Genomic DNA, 21053 nt, shown 5'->3' with positions numbered 1-21053 from the left:
GATTGCTTTCAATAGAGATGCCTAGCCTGTGACTTTCCGTACCGTCACCTCTTTCGTTCCTAAGCCGCTTCCGGTATTCGGGAGTGCCTCGCAGGTGCGGTTTCGCCCCACAGCGTTGGTATGCTAGCGTGAGAGCGGTTTTCGCCTGGCATAAGGATCGAGAACCAAGGCCGCGCGGAAGACGGCGAACGGGGAGACGCAGTTTACATGGTCGACAGGCAATCAAGCTACAGCTACGACGAACTCATCAAATGTGCCGAGGGCGATCTTTTCGGCCCGGGCAACGCGCAACTGCCGTTGCCGCCGATGCTGATGGTCAGCCGGATCACAGATATCTCGGAAACCGGCGGCGAGTTCGACAAGGGCTATCTGCGCGCGGAATTCGACATCACGCCGGATCTCTGGTTCTTCCCCTGCCACTTCAAGGGCAACCCGGTGATGCCCGGCTGCCTGGGCCTTGACGGCATGTGGCAGCTCACCGGGTTTTACCTCGGCTGGCTCGGCGAGGAGGGCCGCGGCATGGCGCTGTCGACCGGCGAAGTGAAATTCAAGGGCATGGTGACGCCGGAGGTGAAGAAGCTCGAATATGGCATCGACTTCAAGCGCGTCATGCGCGGCCGGCTGGTGCTCGGCATCGCCGATGGCTGGCTCAAGGCAGATGGCGAGACGATCTACAACGCCTCCGATCTTAAGGTCGGTCTTGCCAAGGACAAAACCGCCTGACACATCGGGCTGATACCCCTGAACCCGCCAGGCTGGCGCCGGGCGGACACCGGACCCCTCCACGCGAAAGGGCAATCACATGAGACGAGTCGTCGTCACGGGCATGGGGATCGTATCCTCAATCGGAAACAACGCGTCAGAAGTGACCGAATCGCTGCGCAATGCCAAGTCGGGCATCAGCTTCAGCCAGGATTTTGCGGATCACGGCTTCCGCAGCCACGTCTGGGGCGCGCCGACGCTCGACCCGACGGAACTGGTGGACCGGCGCGCCATGCGGTTCCTGTCGCGCGGCGGCGCCTGGAACCACGTCGCCATGCAGCAGGCAATCGACGATGCCGGGGTCAGCGAAGCCGACATCACCAATGAGCGCACCGGCATTGTGATGGGATCGGGCGGACCGTCGACCCGCACGCTGATCGATGCCGCCGACATCACCCGCAAGAACGGCAGCCCGAAGCGGATCGGCCCCTTCGCGGTGCCGAAATCCATGTCTTCGACCGCCTCGGCCACACTGGCCACCTGGTTCAAGATCCATGGCGTGAACTACTCGATCTCCTCGGCCTGCTCGACCTCTGCGCATTGCATCGGCAACGCGGCGGAGCTGATCCAGTGGGGCAAGCAGGACATGATGTTTGCCGGGGGCCACGAAGATCTCGACTGGACCATGTCGAACCTGTTCGACGCAATGGGAGCGATGAGTTCGAAATACAATGAAAGCTCGCCGGCCACCGCCAGCCGCGCCTATGACACAACCCGCGACGGCTTCGTCATCGCCGGCGGCGCGGGCGTTCTGGTGCTCGAAGAGCTCGAACACGCCAAGGCCCGCGGCGCCAAGATCTATGCCGAGCTGACCGGCTACGGCGCAACATCTGACGGCTACGACATGGTGGCGCCATCGGGCGAGGGTGCGGTGCGCTGCATGCGCCAGGCGCTGGCAACCGTCAAAGGCCGGGTGGATTACGTCAACACCCACGGCACCTCGACGCCGGTGGGCGATTCCAAGGAAATCGGCGCAATCCGCGAGGTTTTCGCCGATGATCTTCCCTACGTGCAGTCGACCAAGTCCCTGACCGGACACTCGCTGGGAGCAGCGGGCGCGCAGGAGGCGATCTATTCGCTTTTGATGATGCAGGAAGGTTTTGTGGGAGAGAGCGCCCATATCACCGAGCTCGACCCCGAATTCGATGGCGTGCCGATTGTGCGCGAGCGCATCGATGATGCGAAGATCGACACGGCGCTGTCGAACTCCTTCGGCTTTGGCGGCACCAATGCGACGCTGGTTTTCCAGCGTCATGACCGGTGAGTGAGATGACAGGGATCATGAAAGGCAAGCGCGGCCTGATTATGGGCGTGCTCAACAACCACTCGATTGCCTGGGGCATCGCCCAGCAACTGGCCGAGGCCGGGGCGGAACTGGCATTTACCTATCAGGCCGAAGCCTTCGAGAAGCGGGTCAGGCCACTGGCGGAAAGCGTCGGTTCGAAACTGCTCTTGCCGTGTGACGTTGAGGATGTGGCGAGCGTTGATGCGGTGTTCGACACGCTCAAAGCCGAATGGGGCACAATCGATTTTGTGGTGCACGCCATCGGGTTCTCCGACAAGTCGGAACTCAAGGGCCGCTACGCGGATGTGACAACACGGGAGAACTTCTCCCGCACCATGGTGATCTCGGCCTATTCGTTCACCGAAGTGGCGCAGCGCGCCGCACCGCTGATGAGCGAGGGTGGCTCGATCCTGACGCTGACTTATGGCGGCTCGATGCGGGTGATGCCGAACTACAACGTGATGGGCGTCGCCAAGGCGGCGCTGGAAGCCATGGTGCGCTATCTGGCCGCCGATTACGGCCAGGACGGCATCCGCGTCAACGCCATCTCGGCAGGTCCGGTACGCACGCTGGCTGGTGCAGGCATCGGCGATGCGCGGGCGATGTTCAACTACCAGAAAAAGAACGCGCCTCTGCGCCGCACCGTCGATATCGGCGATGTCGGCAAATCGGCTCTCTACCTGCTTTCGGACCTGTCGTCGGGTGTGACCGGAGAGATCCACTACGTGGATTCGGGCTTCAACATCACTTCGATGCCGATTGTCGATGAGTTGAAGAAGGCTGACGAGGGGTAGGCGGAAGCCGCGCGCTTTATCCCAGTTTCTGAGCCCCGGTTCTCGCGAATCGGGGCTTTTCAATATGGCGGCACGGAAAACAGTCAGCGCGGAAGCTGACCGGTTGTGGCCTGCAGGCTCGGATGCTTGGCTCCGGGACCTGTCTGTGGATTAAATTTTCCCGCCAGAATGATCGTTGCGGAGAGTATGGCTTCAGATCCACTCTGGTTGAATGAAAAGCCCCCGAACCATCACGATCCGGGGGCTTCTCTCAATTCGCCAGCCTCGAGCAGTCACCCACCCAAGCCCTGAAATCGCGGGACTTATTCGTCGCCGGTAACTTCCTTGCCGGTTTCCTGGTCGACGACCTTCATCGACAGGCGGACCTTGCCGCGCTCGTCGAAGCCGAGCAGCTTGACCCAGACCTTCTGGCCTTCCTTGACGACGTCGGAGGTCTTGGCGACACGTTCGGCAGCGAGCTGCGAAATGTGGACCAGGCCGTCCTTGGGGCCGAAGAAGTTCACGAAGGCACCGAAATCGGCGACCTTGACGACGGTGCCTTCATAGATGACGCCGACTTCAGGCTCGGCGACGATCGAGTGGATCCACTTCTTGGCGGCCTCGATTTCCTTGCCCGAGGACGAGGCAATCTTGATGGTGCCGTCGTCGTCGATGTTGATCTTGGCGCCGGTCTTCTCGACGATCTCGCGGATGATCTTGCCACCGGTGCCGATGACGTCACGGATCTTGTCGACCGGGATATTCATGACTTCGATGCGCGGCGCGAACTCGCCCAGCTGGCCACGGCTCTCGGTGAGCGCGTTGCCCATCTCCTTGAGAATGTGCAGACGGCCGCCTTCAGCCTGGCTCAGCGCAATCTTCATGATTTCTTCGGTGATGCCATCGATCTTGATGTCCATCTGAAGCGCGGTGATGCCGTCGGCGGTGCCCGCAACCTTGAAGTCCATGTCGCCCAAATGATCCTCGTCACCGAGAATGTCGGAGAGGACTGCGAAGTCTTCGCCTTCCTTGATCAGGCCCATGGCGATACCTGCGACGGGCTTGGCCAGCGGCACGCCTGCATCCATCAGCGCCAGCGAGGTGCCGCAGACCGTGGCCATCGAGGAGGAGCCGTTGGATTCGGTGATTTCCGAGACCACACGCAGCGTGTAGGGGAACTGCTCGGCGGACGGCATCATCGGGTTGATGGCACGCCATGCGAGCTTGCCGTGGCCGATTTCGCGGCGGCCGGGCGAACCGGTGCGGCCGGTCTCGCCGACCGAGTAGGGCGGGAAGTTGTAGTGCAGCATGAAGGTGGCCTTCTTGGTCCCCGTCAGGCTGTCGACATACTGCTCGTCCTCGCCGGTGCCGAGCGTGGCAACCACGATGGCCTGGGTCTCGCCGCGGGTGAACAGCGCCGAGCCGTGAGTGCGCGGCAGAAGGCCGACTTCGGAGACGATCGGGCGCACGGTCGAGAGATCACGTCCGTCGATGCGGCTCTTGGTCTCGAGGATGGCGCCGCGCACGACCTTGGCCTGGAGCGACTTGAAGACCGCGCCGATGACTTCGGAAGTGAAGCGGGGCTCTTCGCCTTCAGCAGGCGCGAAGTGTTCCTTGACCTTGGCCTTGACCTCATCGATGGCGGCATAACGGGCTGCCTTGTCGGTGTTCTCATAGGCCTTGCGCAGATCGGCTTCGCACATGGAGAGCATTTCGGCTTCGAGGTCCGAGTGATCGGGAGCGGAGAAGTCGCGCGGCTCCTTGGCAGCGGCTTCAGCAAGCTTGATGATTGCATCGATCACCGGCTGGAAGCTCTTGTGGCCGAACATAACGGCGCCGAGCATGACGTCTTCAGCCAGTTCCTTGGCTTCCGATTCCACCATCAGAACGGCGTCATTGGTGCCGGCGACGACCAGGTCGAGATCCGATTCAGGCATCTCGTCGACATGCGGGTTGAGCACATATTCGCCGTTGATGTAGCCGACGCGCGCACCGGCGATCGGACCCATGAAGGGGATGCCGGAGATGGTCAGGGCAGCGGAGGCTGCGACCAGCGCGAGAATGTCCGGATTGTTTTCCAGATCATGCTGCATCACGGTGATGATGATCTGGGTGTCGTTCTTGTAGCCATCGGGGAACAGCGGGCGCAGCGGACGGTCGATCAGACGCGAGGTCAGCGTCTCGTTTTCGCTCGGACGGCCTTCGCGCTTGAAGTAGCCACCGGGGATCTTGCCGGCTGCGTAGGTCTTTTCCTGGTAGTTGACGGTCAGCGGGAAAAAGTCCTGACCGGGCTTGGGCGACTTGGCCGAAACGACGGTGGCCAGCACCACAGTCTCGCCGTAGGTGGCGATGACAGCGCCATCGGCCTGACGGGCAACCTTGCCGGTTTCCAGGATGAGCGGACGGCCACCCCATTCAATTTCGACCTTATGGGTATCGAACATAACTTGTCCTTCATGTGCGGATTTCGAGGCGGGCCGGCTGTAGCCGCCGCGCGCATTGCGAAATCCGGTTGTTTCAGCACATCACGGGCAAGACAGCGGGAGGCTTTGTGGCTTTGCTGCGCACCGTCATCGGCGGTCAAAGCATCCGGCAATCCTGCCCCATGACAGGCTATCAAGTGTGCCGGGGACCTGTCTCTCAGGCCGCCGGACGGTTAAGGCGCTTGGCCGGTCATGAACCGGTTCGGCGTGCGCCCGGACGCCTGTGCCCGCAACCCTGCGGGCCGTAGATAGCCGACCGGCGGGAAAGGTGTGCACCCTGCCCGCCGGAAGATTTGTTAGCGGCGGATGCCCAGACGGGCGATCAGCGTTGCGTAGCGCTCGTGGTTCTTGCCCTTGACATAGTCAAGCAGCGAACGGCGCGTGGAAACCATCTTCAACAGCCCGCGGCGTGAATGGTTGTCCTTCTTGTTGTCCTTGAAGTGACCGGTCAGATTGTTGATCCGTTCGGTCAGAATTGCGACCTGGACTTCCGGGGAACCCGTATCACCTGGTGTGGTCGCGTATTCTTCGATCAGCGCAGCCTTGCGCTCAGCAGTAATCGACATCGTAGATCCTTTCAAATTGGATGGATATGGCGCCCGCTGCCGGGATGTCGTCCAGCAAGGGCCTCGAATGCCGCACGGGATCGCCGATAAAGGCAAACCGGCGCGACGGCTGGGCTATAGGGCAAATTCACCCGAAATGAAAGGGAAATATCATGCAACGCCTTGAGGTGAAGGCATCGCCCGCGGCAATGCACCACCCGACGTTGCCAGTCTCAGGACTTCACATTGAAGTGCCGCATGCTCTAAAGTCTGGAACCAGACTTCTCGGCAAAGCAGGAGGTCTTCATGAAAGGCACGTTGTGGCTTATGCTTTGTGTCTCGGTATCGGGGGGCATGGGATGCGGCGGAATGGCTAAAGCTCATGCCGGAGAGATGGAGATAGAGCGGCTGGAACAGGTTTTCGGTGCGCCCACCCTTGAAGAAACACTCTTTTCCGCACGGTTTCTGATGGCCGTCCCCACCAAGCGGCTTCAAAGCATAATCCGGGATGTCGAGGACAGATATGGTGAGATGCTTTCAGTGCGACAGGACTCGGAACGGTATCTTGTAGAAACCGAGACCCATTCAATCCCCGTTGAGATCAAACTGGACCAAGACGGACTGATTGTCGGCTTGCTGATCAAGCCGGCGGAGCCAAAGACCGCATCTTTTGAGGAAACGCTCGCGGCTATCGCTGCAACTCCCGGAGAGGTGTCCTACCTGGTTCGCCGGGAAAATGTCCCGGACTTCGCATTGTCCGCTGAACGTCGGCTTGCTGTTGGCTCCGCATTCAAACTCGGCGTACTGGCAGTCCTGATGGACGATCTCAACGCAGGTCGCCGGTCATGGGACGATGTGATGCGGCTTGAAGAGCGGGACCGCTCGCTGCCCTCGGGCAGGCTTCAGGACTTCCCTTCCGGGGCGCCATTCACACTGCACACACTGGCCGCAGCGATGATTGCTGAAAGCGACAATACAGCCACAGACATGCTGATTCGCCTTCTGGGCCGCGACCGAATCGCCGAAAGACTGGGCCTGAACACGCTTTTGACCACTCGGGCCTTTTTTCATCTCAAGGCCGATCCAGAGCTAGCCGCACGCTACGCTGCTGGCAATAGCCAGGAGCGGCTGATCTTGTTGGAAGACCTCGAGTGGCGCAAGCTTCCCGAAGTTGAAGACGTAACGGGCCCACACCACCAGGGCGTCGAATGGTACGTTCCTGTGGAGCAACTGTGCGAGCTCGCCATCGAAGTGGCTCACCTCGACATCTTTACACTCAATCCCGGGCCGGTTCGGACCGCAAATTGGAACCGGGTCGCTTACAAAGGCGGCAGCGAACCAGGTGTGCTCAACCTGACGGCGGCCCTTCGCCATGCCGATGGCGACACATCGTGCATTTCAGTCTCAGTCAATGCCGAGACGCCGATAGATGAGACCGCAGTCTCAAGCCTGTTTGCCCGATTGGCCAGCCAGCTTAGCGAACCACTACCGTGATTGCCGCCGCCTCAACAGCCGCGCTTGACGTAGGCGTCGGGCACGGCCTCGATCCAGGCCACCGATGCAGCATCGGCTTCGGAAACGTAGGGGCCATCGGCCACGCAGTAGAAACCGTTGCGGAAACCATCGACATCGGAGGTGTTGAGCACCCGCGAACCGGCGCCGCCGCCGACCATCGGCCCGCCGAGTTGCCGGAGCGTTTGCTGCGCGTCCGCGCGGCTGGCCGAGCACCCTAGAATGATGTACCAGCCGCAGCCATTGCCGTCATAGCCGGGTGTCTGGGCGCTTGCCGAAACAGGGCTCATGATTGCGGCCGCAGCAAGCGCAAACAGCGCTGCCATGGCTGATCTGGACAGTCTTTTCACGGCATAATCCCCCGGTACCCTTACGCACGCCCGTCTCCGGTCCATGTCATGGTCATCGCACATGTCATGGGCTCACTCTGCTACGGCGGGTGGCGGGACGCAAGGCGCGAACAGCGGCAAGGTTTACGCCTTGAACACCCGGCGTGGGCGGAACTCGCCGCCTGCCACTTCCCCGATCGCCACCAGCACACCGGCATTGAAGGCGCAGGCGTCATCGGTGGCAACCGGTGCGTCGCGGCCGCGCAGGATGATCGGATTGCCCATGCGGAGCCGGTGCGCCTGATCGCCCGAGATGTCGATGCGCGGCAAGCCGGCGAGCGCTTCTCCTGCAGGCACCAGGAAAGCATCGAGGGCCGCCAGCCGCTCCGCATCGTCCTCGATCTCTTCAAGTGCTGTGAGATCGGCGAGCGGGACCATCTGGTCTTCGCTGAAGGGGACGACCATGGTCCGGCGCAGCGCCGAGATGTGACCGAAACAACCCAGATCACGGCCGAAATCACGCGCCAGAGCCCGCACATAGGTGCCCTTGCCGCATTCGACCTCAAAGATCGCGTGGTCAGGATCGGGACAGCTGAGCAGGGTGATCCGGTGGATCTCGACCTCGCGCGAGGGGATTTCCACAACCTCGCCGCTGCGCGCCATGTCATAGGCACGTTCGCCGGCGATCTTGACGGCGGAGAAGGCCGGCGGGACCTGCTCGATCACGCCGGTGTAATTGGGCAGCAAGGCCTCGATTGCAGCGCGGCCGGGGCGCTGATCGGAGCTCTCGGTGACCTCGCCTTCGAGATCATCGGTGGTGCGTTGTTCGCCCCAGGCGACGGTGAATTCATAGATCTTCCGCCCATCCATGACATAGGGCACCGTCTTGGTGGCCTCGCCCAATGCGATGGGCAGCATTCCGGACGCAAGCGGATCCAACGTTCCTGCATGACCGGCCTTGTCGGCCTTGAACAGCCATTTGATCTTGGAGACAGCCTCGGTGGAACCGAAATCCCAGGGCTTGCCGAGGACCAGCCAGCCCGAAATCGGACGGCCCTTCTTCTTGCCGCGGCGGCCCATCTCAGCTTTTCCCTTCGCCTTGGGAATCTGGGTTTTCCGTCGTGCCGTCCGCGTCCTCATCGTGATCGAGATCACGGGCGACTTCGGGCGAGCGCAAAAGCGCATCAATCTTTGAATAATTCTCGAAGCTGGTGTCGTCGCGGAAACGAAGCTCGGGGATGTTGCGCATCTGGCGCAGATCCGGCGAGATCCGGCCCCGGATGAAGCGGGCGTTCTTGTTCAGCGCCGCAATGGTTGCAGCGTGGTCCTCAACGCCCAGCGGCGTGACATAAGCTGTCGCGACCTGCAGATCCGGGGACATCCGCACTTCCGTCACCGAAATCAGGGTGTTGGAGAGAATCGGATCGCGGATATCACCGCGCTGAAGCACCTGGGTGATCGCAGCGCGAACCTGTTCCCCGACACGCAGCATGCGCTGGGAGGGGGCCGATGTCGTTGGCTTGCTCATGGGTTCCCAACCTGATTTGCGGACGCAAACGTCCGGACAGGAGACAACGGACAAACGCCCGGCGCTTTACACGCCAGGCTGTTTTTCCGGTCAAAGCGTGCGGGTAACGTGCTCGACGCGGAAGCACTCGATGACGTCGCCGGCGCGGATGTCTTCGTAGTTTTCGAAGGCCATGCCGCATTCCTGGCCGCCATTCACCTCAGCCACTTCATCCTTGAAGCGCTTGAGGGTCTTGAGCTTGCCTTCGTGAATGACAACGCTGTCGCGGATCAGGCGGACGCCTGCGCCACGCTCGACCTTGCCTTCGGTGACCCGGCAACCGGCAACCTTGCCGACCTTGGTGATGTTGAAGACCTCGAGGATTTCGGCGTTGCCCAGGAAGGTCTCGCGACGTTCCGGCGAGAGCATGCCCGACATCGCCGCTTTCACATCATCGACCAGATCGTAGATGATGTTGTAGTAGCGGATCTCGACACCGTCGCGCTCGGCTGCATCGCGTGCCTGCTTGTTGGCGCGGACGTTGAAGCCGATGATCGCAGCGCCAGAAGCTTCGGCGAGGCTGATATCGGATTCGGTGATCGCACCGGCGCCAGAGTGGATGATCCGGGCACGGACTTCGTCGGTCCCCAGCTTCTCGATGGCGCCAGCGATGGCTTCGATCGAACCCTGCACATCGCCCTTGACCAGCAGCGGGAATTCCTGGCTGCCGGTATCCTGCAGCTGGGTCATCATTTGCTCGAGCGAACCGCGCGAGCCGCTCTGGCGGGCGGCTGCCTTGTCACGGGCCAGACGCTGGCGGTACTCGGCAATCTCACGGGCACGGCCTTCATTCTCGACCACTGCAAAGCGGTCACCGGCCTGCGGCGTGCCCTGAAGACCAAGGATTTCCACCGGAAAGGCCGGACCTGCGGATTTGACCTGTTCGCCACGGTCATTGACCAGAGCGCGCACACGGCCCCACTGATCACCTGCGACGAGGATCTCGCCGGGCGTGAGTGTACCGGCCTGAACCAGAACGGTGGCGACCGAGCCGCGACCGCGATCAAGCTTGGCCTCGATGACCACGCCTTCGGCGGTGCGGTCAGGATTGGCCTTCAGGTCGAGCAATTCGGCCTGAAGCAGGATCGCGTCGAGCAGCTTGTCGAGATTGAGCTGCTTGAGCGCCGAAACCTCGACATCAAGCACTTCACCGCCCATGGATTCGACGAAGACTTCGTGCTGCAGAAGATCGGTGCGGACCTTCTGGGCATCAGCGGTCGGCTTGTCGATCTTGTTGATCGCCACGATGATCGGCACTTCCGCCGCCTTGGCGTGATTGATCGATTCAATCGTCTGCGGCATCACGGCGTCATCGGCGGCCACAACCAGGATGGCAATGTCGGTCGCCTGGGCGCCACGGGCACGCATCGCGGTAAAGGCGGCGTGGCCCGGCGTATCGATGAAGGTGATCAGCTGGCCGTTCTTTTCGACCTGGTAGGCACCGATGTGCTGGGTGATGCCACCGGCTTCGCCCGAAACCACATTGGCGTTGCGGATCGCATCGAGCAGCGAAGTCTTGCCGTGGTCAACGTGGCCCATGATGGTGACCACAGGAGGCCGCGGCTTGAGTTCGCCCTCGTCGCCCTTGTCGGCTCCAAAGATCCCCAGCTCGACGTCTGATTCCGACACGCGCTTGACCGTATGGCCGAATTCGCCGGCGATGAGTTCAGCAAGATCGGCGTCGATGACGTCGCCAGGCTTCATCATCTGACCTTCCTTCATCAGGTACTTGATCACATCGACCGAGCGTTCGGCCATGCGCTGTGAAAGTTCCTGAATGGTGATGGTTTCCGGCAGCGTAACCTCGCGGGCAATCTTCTCGCGGGTCTCCTGCATCATCGAGCGGCGCATCTTTTCCTGGCGGCGGCGCATCGCGGAGAGCGAGCGGCCACGGGAATTGCCGTCATCGTTGAGCGCGGCAGTCAGCGTCAGCTTGCCGCGGCGGCGATCGTCTTCGCCCTTGGTGCGGCTGGGCTTGGGGGTTTCCGGCCGCGTTACCTTTGCGCCGGGGCGTGCAGGCGCGCCGGATCGTGCCGGTGCAGCGTCACCGGGTTCCCGGCGGCGGCCACGCGCGGCGGCATCTTCCGCCGGAGGAGGGGGAGGCGGCACAACAGCTTCCACTGGTGCATTCTGAGCAGCTTCTTCCTCGGCCTGCTTGCGCTCTTCGGCTTCCTTGGCCAGACGGGCCTCTTGCTCGGCGCGGGCCTTGGCTTGCTCAGCTTCTTCGACAGCACGGCGAGCCTCTTCTTCGGCGCGGCGAGCAGCTTCTTCTTCGGCGCGCTTGCGGTCTTCAACATCGCGCACGCGGCTGTCCTGCAAAGCGCGGCGGCGAGCCTCGACTTCGCTGGCGGACAATTCATTGAGCACGACGCCGCCACGGGCCGGAGCGGCAGGCGCCGGTTTGGGCGCAGGGGCCGGAGCGGCGGGCTTTTCAACGGCCTTTTCAGGGGCAGGTGCCGCGCGCGGCTTAAGCGTAACCGGCTGTGCCGGCTTCTCGTCCTCAGGACGGTTGATGCGGCGCTTGCGCGTTTCCACCACCACCGCCTTGGTCCGGCCACGGCCCATCTCCTGGCGCACCATCCCCTGTTCCACAGAGGGGCGCTTCAGCGAGAAGGTCTTCTTGCCGGTAACACTGATTGTCTTGTCGTCTTTGCTGTCGCTCATTCCGTATCCGTTTCCGCGGAAGCCGCACTGCACAAATCCGCACAATGGCTTCTTGATCGATCGCACCCGGGCGGTCGTGCCCGGTAGCCCGTCTTCAGTCCACGCCTTTGTCAGGCCCATATCTGTAGCGCGCAAGTATCATTGCGCGCTTCACTACACCTTCTCCTGCCTGCCCTGCAAGCGCAGCGGCATGGATAAACCCGCCTTCGCCCATGGCAAGCGATAATTCCTCGGCTGAAAACAGCCTGAAGACAGGAATTTGAGCCTGTCTGTCACCCTTCGCCCGCGCCGTATTGGCCTGGCGCAACTTGCGTATGCCGTCTTCGGCCGCATCGCTCGCATGCATGAGCGCGATCGCTGCACCGGACCTGACCGCCTCTTCGACCTTGCCCGAGCCGGAGATGAACTGGCCCGATTTGCGCGCCATGTTCATCATACCCAAAAGGCTCGCGCAAAGCAGCCCCTCAACTGCCGCCCCCAGATCGGGGTCGACAATCACCTCGGTTTTCAGAGCCCGGCCGAAAAGCTTGCGCTTGACCGCAAGCTCGACCTTTTCGCGCTCGGCCGTTACCCAGCAGCCACGTCCGGGCAGGTTCAGACGCAGATCGGGGATCAGCTGTCCGTCCGGGCCGGCCACGAAACGCAACAGGCCGTCTGGCTGGCCGCGCTCACGGGTGACGATGCACATACGGTCGTTCACGGGCTCGATCCTGACCTTCACCGACACACCCCCGGGCGCAGACGCCGCTTCAGGCGCCCTCGCCGCCGGACGCTACCTCAGTTTCCGCTTCGCCCTCGGCTTCGGCCTCATCCTCGGAATCGGCCTCTTCGGCCTGAAGTTCATCCTCGGTGATCCAGCCCACGGCCAGACGGGCCGAGAGGATCATCGATTCAGCTTCGGCGCGGGTGATGTCCATTCCGGTGAAGAGACCATCAAAGCGCTTGGTTTCGCCGTCCTTGCGTTCGGACCAGCCGGTCAGATCATCAACGGCGCAACCGGCGAAATCCTCGACCGTCTTGATCTCGTCGCCGCCCAGCGCAACCATCATTGCGGTGGTCATGCCGGCGATGGAGCGTAATTCGTCCTCGACACCGAGTTCCTTGCGCTTTGCGTCGAGCTCCGCCTCGACCTTGTCGAGATATTCGCGCGCACGGGTCTGCAGCTCTTCGGCAGTCTCGTCGTCAAAACCCTCGATCGCGGTGATTTCACCCAGATCCACATAGGCGACTTCCTCGACCTGGCTGAAGCCTTCGGAGGCAAGAACCTGACCGACCATCTCGTCGACATCGAGCGCTTCCATGAACAGCTGCGTGCGCTCGTTGAATTCCTTCTGGCGGCGCTGGCTTTCTTCTTCCTCGGTCAGGATGTCGATGTCCCAGCCGGTGAGCTGTGAAGCAAGGCGGACATTCTGACCGCGGCGGCCGATGGCCAGCGACAGCTGTTCGTCGGGCACCACAACCTCGATGCGCTCGGCATCCTCATCCAGCACCACCTTGGCCACTTCAGCCGGCTGCAATGCGTTGACGATGAAGGTCGCGGGCGACGGCGACCAGGGAATGATGTCGATCTTCTCGCCCTGCAGCTCGCCGACCACCGCCTGGACGCGGCTGCCGCGCATGCCTACGCAGGCGCCGACCGGATCGATCGAGGAATCGTTGGAGATCACGGCGATCTTGGCACGGCTGCCGGGATCGCGGGCCACGGAGCGGATCTCGATGATGCCATCGTAGATTTCCGGAACTTCCATGGTGAACAGCTTGACCATGAACTGCGGATGGGTGCGCGACAGGAAGATCTGCGGACCGCGCTGCTCACGCCGCACATCGTAGACATAGGCACGGATCCGGTCGCCATAGCGGAAAGCTTCGCGCGGAATGGTCTCGTCGCGCCGGACGATGCCTTCGCCACGGCCGAGATCGACAATGACGTTGCCATATTCGACACGCTTGACGGTGCCATTGACGACTTCGCCGATGCGGTCCTTGAACTCATCAAACTGACGGTCACGCTCGGCTTCGCGAACCTTCTGCACGATCACCTGCTTTGCGGACTGGGCGGCGATACGGCCAAAGTCCATCGGCGGCAGCGGGTCGGCGATGAAGTCACCAAGCTGGGCATCGGGGTTGCGGTCGCGGGCCAGCATCAGCGGGATCTGGGTCGAATAGTCTTCAGCGTGTTCGACCACTTCGAGCAGACGCTGAAGCTTGATTTCACCTGTCTTTGCGTTGATGTCGGCACGGATGTTGGATTCCGATCCGTAACGCGACCGGGCGGCTTTCTGGATGGCATCGGCCATTGCTGCGATCACGATCTCGCGGTCAATGGACTTCTCGCGCGCAACCGCGTCGGCGATCTGAAGAAGCTCAAGCCTGTTTGCACTGACTGCCATGTCTGTCTCCATCTATCGGGCCATGTTGGCTGGCCCGCTTTGGTTTGGGTCCGGATACCGGACCTGATTGAATGCGCACGCTGCTCAGGGCGCACGGGGTATATGTTCAGGCGAGATCTTCGTCCTGCGAAGGATCTTTGCCGGTATCGTCGTCATTGGCGGCATCACGGGCAGCCTTGTCGGCGCGCAGCGATTCGCGGATGAGCTCGTCGGTCAGCACCAGCTTGGCCTCGGCCAGCGCCGAAAACGGGATCTCGGCCCTGTTTTCCTCGCCATAGACCGGCTGATCGCGCTCGACGATGAAGCCTGTGTCACTGACGTCGCGGATGAATCCGCGGAAGCGCTTGCGCCCGTTGATCAGCACCGAGGCATCGCAGCGAGCCAGGTGACCTTGCCAGCGCTCGAAGTCGGACTTGCGCACCAACGGCCGGTCAATGCCGGGAGAGGAGATTTCCAGATGATAGGCCTTTTCCACCGGATCCTCGACGTCGAGCACGGGCGAGAGCGCGCGCGATGCCGCCTCGCAATCCTCGACCGTCATGGTTCCATCGGTCCGCTCGGCCATGATCTGCAATGTCAGGCCGTTCTGACCCGACAGCCGCACCCGCACCAGCCGCATATCGATGGAAGCCAGCACCGGCTCAACAATTTCCGCAATGCGCGCGTCAACACCGGTCTCGGTGACCAGTCTCGGCTCATAGGCTGATGCGGCGTTGTCAGTCATCGGACGGTGTCCCGGTTTGATGTCTCGAGTCTGTCTCGGCTTATCGAACGGCAACAAAAAAGAGCGGGTCCTGGCGGGCCCACTCTTGTTCATGACGATCAAGAATTTGGCAATCATATAACGTGATTTGGCTCCGGGGGCAAGGTGTTTCGGATCCCCTGGCCCGATCAATCAGTGCATGTGATTTCGCATTCGAAGAATACGCACAGCAGTGGTCAGATCAACTCAACCTGACAAATTCGAGATAGGCTGGCGTGCGGCCTTCGCGGATTGCCTTGGCCTCGTAGCGGGTACCGGGCCACCCGGACCAGGGCTCACGCCAGTCCCTGGCTGTCTTTGCGGTCCATTCGAACTCCGGATGGGCGGCGATATGGGTCAGCGTCCAGTTCACATAGGTGTCGATGTCGGACGCAAAGCAGAACCGCCCACCAGGTTTGAGAACACGGGCGAAGCGATCAAGATTGACCGTTGAAACGAACCGGCGCTTCCAGTGCTTCATCTTGGGCCAGGGATCGGGATAGAGAAGATCAATCCGGTCAAGAACTGCATCGGGCAGCCAGTCGAGAACCTGCGTGGCATCGTCGTCGTAGACGCGGATGTTGGTCAGACCATCCGCATCCAGCGAAGTCAGCATCTTGGCCATCGAGTTGACGAAGGGCTCGACACCGATGAAACCGGTCTGCGGATTTGAAGCCGCCCGGTGCAGCAGATGCTCACCGCCACCGAAGCCAATTTCAAGCCGCACCTCTTCAACACGGCCTGGCCAGAGGCTTTTGATGTCCCGGGGCGCCGGCAAGGAGAGGTCAAGTTTGAGCTCCGGCAACCGGCGGGTCAACGCGTCGGCCTGAGCGCTCTTGAGCGACTTGCCTCTGCGCCGGCCGTAGAATGCCTCTGTGGCGCGGCTGCGCCTGGTCGGCTCGGTCATGACAGAAGCCTGCGGATTTTCTGCCTCAGCCCTTGATCGCAGCCTTGAGAGGCTTGACCAGATCAAGCTTCTCCCAGGAGAACGAGCCATCACGGCCGGCCTTGCGGCCGAAGTGACCATAGGCTGCGGTGCGCGCATAGATTGGCTTGTTCAGGTCGAGATGGGTCCGGATGCCGCGCGGCGTCAGATCCATCACCTTTGGAAGGGCTTCCTCGAGCGCTGTCTCGGATACTTTCCCGGTATCATGGAAATTGACATTGATCGACAGCGGCTGCGCCACGCCGATGGCGTAGGAGAGCTGGATCGTGCAGCGGTCGGCAAAGCCTGCGGCGACCGCATTCTTGGCCAGGTAGCGCGCCGCGTAGGCAGCAGAGCGGTCAACCTTGGTGGTATCCTTGCCCGAGAACGCGCCGCCGCCATGGGGCGCAGCACCGCCGTAGGTATCGACGATGATCTTGCGGCCGGTCAGGCCGGCATCGCCGTCCGGACCACCGATCTCGAACTTGCCGGTGGGATTGATGTACCACTTGCAGTCATCGGCGATGGACAAGCCTTCAAGCGCTTCGCGGATATAGGGCTCGACCACCTTGCGGACCTTCGCCGAATCCCAGCTGCCATCGAGATGCTGTGTGGACAGCACGATCGAGGTGACTTCCGAGGGTTTGCCATCGACATAGCGAACCGTAACCTGGCTCTTGGCATCCGGACCAAGCTTGCCGGCATCGCCTTCACCCTTGTGGCGGGCAGCGGCGAGCAGTTCGAGAATCTTGTGGCTGTAGTAAATCGGGGCCGGCATCAGTTCAGGCGTCTCGTTGCAGGCATAGCCGAACATGATGCCCTGGTCGCCTGCGCCTTCGGATCCCTGGTGGTCTGCGGCATTGTCGACACCTTGGGCGATGTGTGCTGACTGGAAGTGCAGGAGCACATCAATCTTGGCGGTTTTCCAGTGAAACCCGTCCTGCTCATAGCCGATCGCCTTGATCGCCTTGCGCGCGGCGGACTTGAACTTGGACGGATTGATCACGTCCTTGCCGGCCTTGTCCTTCTTGACAAGCGACGGCGGCACACGGACTTCGCCGGCAATCACCACCCTGTTGGTGGTTGCAAGCGTTTCGCAGGCTACGCGAACGCTCCATGGGTCAACACCAGCCTTCTTGGCCTCGCGGTAGACCAGATCGACGATTTCGTCGGAAATCCGGTCGCACACCTTGTCAGGATGGCCTTCGGACACTGATTCACTGGTGAAAAGAAAGGTCGATCGCTCCATGGCGGGCTCCATCATCAGAATTGTGCAGCCTGTTTAGTGCCAACGCGCTCAACTGACAAGGTCACAATGACATAAATATATCTTGATGTGATTGGCCGCCGAGCTGGCTCAACAACGCCGCGCGTCCAATTGGATACACAAACGTCGCTGCCTCGTTTTGAAGCAATGCATGTAGAACATCACCCAAATGAACGCATTTGGGTGCGACATGCATCAGGCTCGGCGGCCGGATGCCGCACTCATCCTTGCAATCAGTCGGTTTCGGGGTCGGAGGCCAGTGACTTGACGAGATCGACAAGTCTGCGCCGGACCTTCGGGTCGGGGATTTTGATGAAGGCACGGTTGAGCTGCAAACCTTCGGATGAGGACAGGAAGTCCACCACGTAGTTGGAGCTGTTGGCTTCAGCCATGCCTGGCTGGCCAGTCGCCGGATCGCCCGGGGCATCTTCAAAAAAGAAGCTGACCGGAACATTGAGAATGGTGGAGATGTTCTGCAACCGGCTGGCGCCAACGCGGTTGGTGCCTTTTTCATATTTCTGAATCTGCTGAAACGTAATGCCCAATGCCTCGCCGAGTTTTTCCTGGCTCATACCCAGCATTGTGCGGCGAAGCCGGATCCGGCTGCCGACATGAATGTCGATCGGATTCGGCTTTTTCTTGTTCTCAATCATATTTTCGTCCTGACAAGAGTCCCTGACTCTTTGGTTGATTTGCCCCGCATCGACTGCAGCCTGGAATACAAATTCGCCAGATCGACATAGGGTGATCCTGCAACGGGGAGTGAGTTGACGAAAACAACTACGCAATTTTAGGGTTTTTCGTCAATCGAAGCGTTACGATTTACCCCTGCGCGCAACCAAGGTCAGTAATACCATTATGCCGATAATCAATCCAAATGTAATTAGACGGCTGCCATTGTGCCATAATGAAACACCTGCCGCTGGAAGCTCAACATCGAACACACCAGCATCGCCAAGCGGCAAGCTTCCTACAATCCGGCCGAATGAATCAGTCACCACTGATATGCCGTTATTGGCTGCGCGAACCAGAGGAAGACGCGTTTCTACTGCGCGAAGCTGGGCCTGACGCAAATGCTGATAGGGACCTGGTGTAAATCCGTACCACGCATCATTGGTGAGATTGAGGAGCAGTGCGCCAGGTTCACCATCGATCTCGGCCAGACGCGGGAAGATGGCTTCATAGCAGATCAACGGAATGGCATTGAGACCGCCAGGCAAAGACAGCAAACCACGCCTTTCAGCGCCGGAAAAACCGCCGAAACTCTCTGCCACCGGAGTCAGGCCAAAACGCCGCAGGAGCGCTTCGAACGGGAGATACTCGCCAAAAGGAACAAGGTGTGCCTTGTCAGCCGAGCCTATGATCTGGCCTTCATCGTCGATGGCGTACATCGAATTGTAGAAACGGCGTGTAGTCCCTCCAACTCCATCTTCCTGCCGCACTGCGCCTGTGATCAGCGTTTGCCCGACCTGCAGCATGTCGGCCATGCGTGAGAGTGCACCGGGGTTTTCAGTCAGCAGAAACGGCAATGCCGTTTCTGGCCAGATGATGTGGGTGGGCCGCGGGGCGCCTTCTTTTTGGGGCAAGGCACTGAGCTGCAACAGGTTGGAGAAAATACGTTCGCGCTCGGCGATGTCCCATTTGGCAGACTGATCTATGGCAGGCTGGACGATGCGGATCACTGCCCCGTCATGAATAGGTCTGGTTGTGCCATTTTGGGACAACACAACCAAACCATAGCCAGCATGTGTGCAAAAAAGAACCAGCGCGATCAGAATGCCTGGCACCGCGCCACGCCTTGTGCCGATCAGCGCGGGCGCAGAAAAAACAAACACTGCGAGCGCCGACATGCCGTAAATTCCGACGATTTCGGAACTCTGCATCATTAACGGCGTCGGCATTGCGGCATAACCGATGGCATTCCATGGAAAACCGGTGAGCACGAAAGCGCGCGCAAATTCGGCAAGCCCGAACGCGGCTGAAAGGGCCGCGATGCGGCCGAGGCCATCGGACCAAAGCAGCCTCGCAGCCGCGGCAGCCACGCCGTAAAACACTGCAAGCACGGCAGGCAACCCGAGCACGGCAATCGGCAGCGCCCAGGCAAAGCTGTCCGCTTCGATAAGAAGGGCGTTGCCCAACCACCACAGGCCCGCAACAAAATAGCCAAAACCAAACCACCAGCCGGTCAGGAAGGCCGGGCGCAGCCGACCCACCGGACCTGCCTCAGCCGGGCCGATGGCACCATCGAGCAACCAGACCAGAATGGGAAAAGAGACAAACAGAACAGCAAAGAAATTGAAGGGCGGCAAGGCCAGCACAGCAAGAGCGCCGGCGAACATCGACAGCAGGATGCGCTTACCGCCCCAGCACAACACTATGTTTTCCGCAATCCGTTCCAAATCCTGCCACCCCGCGCGACTTCATTCCCGGTCCGCAGACTGCCGCGACCGATTGCGAATCAGATGCTCATAGTTTCAAAAAACCCGCCATATGTCCGGTGCATGGAGCCGCTTTTTTCCATGTCGAGATAGGACAACCCGCGTGCCGCATACCCAAGGAATGCGGATCAGACAGTGTTTCATCGCACCATCCGGTGGAACAGATGCTGCATGGGTTGCAAACCGGGTTCTGCGAGATGATTTCAGGCCGCGCTGGCGTCGTCAGGTTCCACGACTTTCTTGACGGGCGCGGCTTTCTTGGACGGGGTTTCACTGCGTGCCGGCCTGCGGCGGGCACCAAGCCGCTTGCGAACGATGCGAACGCGCTTGACCCTGCGCGGATCGGCATCAGTGACATGGAATTCAAAACCGGGTAACGCCTGAACCACCTCGCCGCGGGCCGGAACGCGCCCCAGTTCCGAGAAAATCAGCCCGCCGATAGTGTCCACGTCTTCGCTCTGCTCTCGCACATCAAAATCCGGACCGATCTCCTTGGCGATATCGTCGAGTTCCGCCTTTGCGTCCACGACCCAGATGTCGTCACCGGTCTTGCTGATCAGCGTTTCTTCCTCGTCATCATGTTCGTCGGCGATGTCACCGACCACCATTTCGACGATGTCTTCCAATGACACCAGACCATCGGTTCCGCCATATTCGTCAATGACCAAGGCCATCTGGGTCCGGTTTGCCTGCATGCGCTGCATCAGATCATTGGCAAGCATGGAGGCGGGAACAAACAGCACCTTGCGGGTGATGCCAGACTCCTGAAGGGTCTTGGACAAATCAACGCGGGACAATTCGAGCGCATTGAGCGACGTGCGCTTTAGCGCTGCGGCGCTGGCGCCCTTGGCGGAGGGCCTGCGCTTGGCGCGGGCTTGCTTGGTAATCCAGGCCAGCAGATCGCGGATGTGGATCATGCCACGCGGATCATCGAGATTGTCGGCATAGACCGGCATACGCGACCGCCCGGATTCCTCAAAAATCTCAAGCAGATGCCCAAGCGTTGTTGCCTGATCAACAGCTTCGATCTCGGCACGTGGAACCATGACATCCTCGACCCGGACTTCGCGCAGACGCAGGATGTTGTGCAGCATAGCGCGCTCGTCAGCGGAAAACGCCTCGTGCAGCTCGCCGCCCGATTTGAGCGCGTCGGTCAGGTCCTCGCGGATGGTTTCGCGATCGGAAGGAGGGAACAGGGCACGGCTGAGCCGTTGCCAAAGGCCCGTACCGTTGCGCTCGTCTGGCGCTGCCGGTACGGGCACGGGAAGGTAACTGTCCGTGTCTTCGGTAGATGAAGCGCTCGTGGCGCTGTTCGCGTCGCCGGATTTTGCTGGCGCCGCGGCCATGGCATTGCTGTCGGTCATCGTCTCT

At 60.8% G+C, this 21053-nt stretch carries 18 protein-coding genes; 4 read left to right on the top strand and 14 right to left on the bottom strand.

Annotated elements, in window-relative coordinates; all coding sequences use genetic code 11:
- Window positions 1-207: 207 nt before the first annotated feature.
- The 3 genes from fabA (at window position 208) to fabI (ending at window position 2841) form a co-directional block, all read left to right on the top strand.
- On the top strand, window positions 208-723 hold the full coding sequence (gene fabA / locus HPDFL43_RS01440) for a 3-hydroxyacyl-[acyl-carrier-protein] dehydratase FabA (protein ID WP_007199774.1): 516 nt from the start codon (window positions 208-210) through the stop codon (window positions 721-723).
- 79 nt (window positions 724-802) lie between these two features.
- Complete coding sequence (gene fabB, locus HPDFL43_RS01435) at window positions 803-2026, top strand: beta-ketoacyl-ACP synthase I (protein ID WP_007199773.1); 1224 nt, start codon at window positions 803-805, stop codon at window positions 2024-2026.
- Between the two features lie 5 nt (window positions 2027-2031).
- Window positions 2032-2841: an enoyl-ACP reductase FabI gene (gene fabI / locus HPDFL43_RS01430; protein WP_007199772.1), complete on the top strand. Its 810-nt coding sequence runs from the start codon at window positions 2032-2034 to the stop codon at window positions 2839-2841.
- 302 nt (window positions 2842-3143) lie between these two features.
- Here the strand turns inward: fabI and pnp are convergent, their stop codons facing one another.
- Window positions 3144-5264: a polyribonucleotide nucleotidyltransferase gene (gene pnp, locus HPDFL43_RS01425; RefSeq protein WP_007199771.1), complete on the bottom strand. Its 2121-nt coding sequence runs from the start codon at window positions 5262-5264 to the stop codon at window positions 3144-3146.
- A 335-nt stretch (window positions 5265-5599) separates the two neighbouring features.
- The gene (gene rpsO / locus HPDFL43_RS01420) at window positions 5600-5869 is read right to left on the bottom strand and encodes a 30S ribosomal protein S15 (RefSeq protein ID WP_007199770.1); all 270 of its coding nucleotides are present in this window, start codon (window positions 5867-5869) and stop codon (window positions 5600-5602) included.
- Between the two features lie 348 nt (window positions 5870-6217).
- On the opposite strand from rpsO, the gene HPDFL43_RS01415 reads away from it, so the two are divergent.
- The gene (locus HPDFL43_RS01415) at window positions 6218-7342 is read left to right on the top strand and encodes a serine hydrolase (protein WP_040449491.1); all 1125 of its coding nucleotides are present in this window, start codon (window positions 6218-6220) and stop codon (window positions 7340-7342) included.
- An 11-nt stretch (window positions 7343-7353) separates the two neighbouring features.
- Here HPDFL43_RS01415 and HPDFL43_RS01410 read toward each other — a convergent pair whose 3' ends face one another.
- From HPDFL43_RS01410 to HPDFL43_RS01355, 12 genes are all read right to left on the bottom strand, one after another.
- Window positions 7354-7710 (bottom strand): hypothetical protein, encoded by a 357-nt coding sequence (locus HPDFL43_RS01410; RefSeq protein ID WP_156970152.1) that lies wholly within the window; start codon window positions 7708-7710, stop codon window positions 7354-7356.
- 123 nt (window positions 7711-7833) lie between these two features.
- Entirely contained in the window at window positions 7834-8769 is a 936-nt protein-coding gene (truB, locus tag HPDFL43_RS01405) for a tRNA pseudouridine(55) synthase TruB (RefSeq protein ID WP_007199767.1), read from the bottom strand.
- Between the two features lies 1 nt (window position 8770).
- A complete protein-coding gene (gene rbfA, locus HPDFL43_RS01400) occupies window positions 8771-9217 on the bottom strand; it encodes a 30S ribosome-binding factor RbfA (RefSeq protein ID WP_007199766.1) in 447 nt (148 codons plus the stop codon).
- 90 nt (window positions 9218-9307) lie between these two features.
- Complete coding sequence (gene infB, locus HPDFL43_RS01395; RefSeq protein WP_007199765.1) at window positions 9308-11920, bottom strand: translation initiation factor IF-2; 2613 nt, start codon at window positions 11918-11920, stop codon at window positions 9308-9310.
- A gap of 94 nt (window positions 11921-12014) precedes the next feature.
- Window positions 12015-12647 carry an RNA-binding protein gene (locus HPDFL43_RS01390; protein WP_007199764.1) on the bottom strand — a complete coding sequence of 211 codons (633 nt, stop codon included), beginning with the start codon at window positions 12645-12647 and terminating at the stop codon, window positions 12015-12017.
- 22 nt (window positions 12648-12669) lie between these two features.
- Window positions 12670-14310, bottom strand: a complete 1641-nt coding sequence (nusA, locus tag HPDFL43_RS01385) for a transcription termination factor NusA (RefSeq protein WP_052093248.1) — start codon at window positions 14308-14310, stop codon at window positions 12670-12672.
- A gap of 106 nt (window positions 14311-14416) precedes the next feature.
- A complete protein-coding gene (gene rimP / locus HPDFL43_RS01380; protein WP_007199762.1) occupies window positions 14417-15034 on the bottom strand; it encodes a ribosome maturation factor RimP in 618 nt (205 codons plus the stop codon).
- Window positions 15035-15254: 220 nt separating this feature from the next.
- A complete protein-coding gene (gene trmB / locus HPDFL43_RS01375; RefSeq protein ID WP_007199761.1) occupies window positions 15255-15959 on the bottom strand; it encodes a tRNA (guanosine(46)-N7)-methyltransferase TrmB in 705 nt (234 codons plus the stop codon).
- Between the two features lie 25 nt (window positions 15960-15984).
- Window positions 15985-17226, bottom strand: a complete 1242-nt coding sequence (metK, locus tag HPDFL43_RS01370) for a methionine adenosyltransferase (protein ID WP_007199760.1) — start codon at window positions 17224-17226, stop codon at window positions 15985-15987.
- A gap of 251 nt (window positions 17227-17477) precedes the next feature.
- Window positions 17478-17897, bottom strand: a complete 420-nt coding sequence (locus HPDFL43_RS01365; RefSeq protein ID WP_007199759.1) for a helix-turn-helix domain-containing protein — start codon at window positions 17895-17897, stop codon at window positions 17478-17480.
- Window positions 17898-18059: 162 nt separating this feature from the next.
- Window positions 18060-19643, bottom strand: a complete 1584-nt coding sequence (gene lnt, locus HPDFL43_RS01360; RefSeq protein WP_040448890.1) for an apolipoprotein N-acyltransferase — start codon at window positions 19641-19643, stop codon at window positions 18060-18062.
- A 242-nt stretch (window positions 19644-19885) separates the two neighbouring features.
- Window positions 19886-21046 carry a hemolysin family protein gene (locus tag HPDFL43_RS01355; RefSeq protein ID WP_007199757.1) on the bottom strand — a complete coding sequence of 387 codons (1161 nt, stop codon included), beginning with the start codon at window positions 21044-21046 and terminating at the stop codon, window positions 19886-19888.
- Window positions 21047-21053 lie beyond the last annotated feature (7 nt).

Source organism: Hoeflea phototrophica DFL-43, assembly GCF_000154705.2.
Classification (GTDB): Bacteria; Pseudomonadota; Alphaproteobacteria; order Rhizobiales; family Rhizobiaceae; genus Hoeflea; species Hoeflea phototrophica.
The sequence above is the reverse complement of the archived record's forward strand: the minus strand, read 5'-3'. Positions and strand labels throughout refer to the sequence as shown.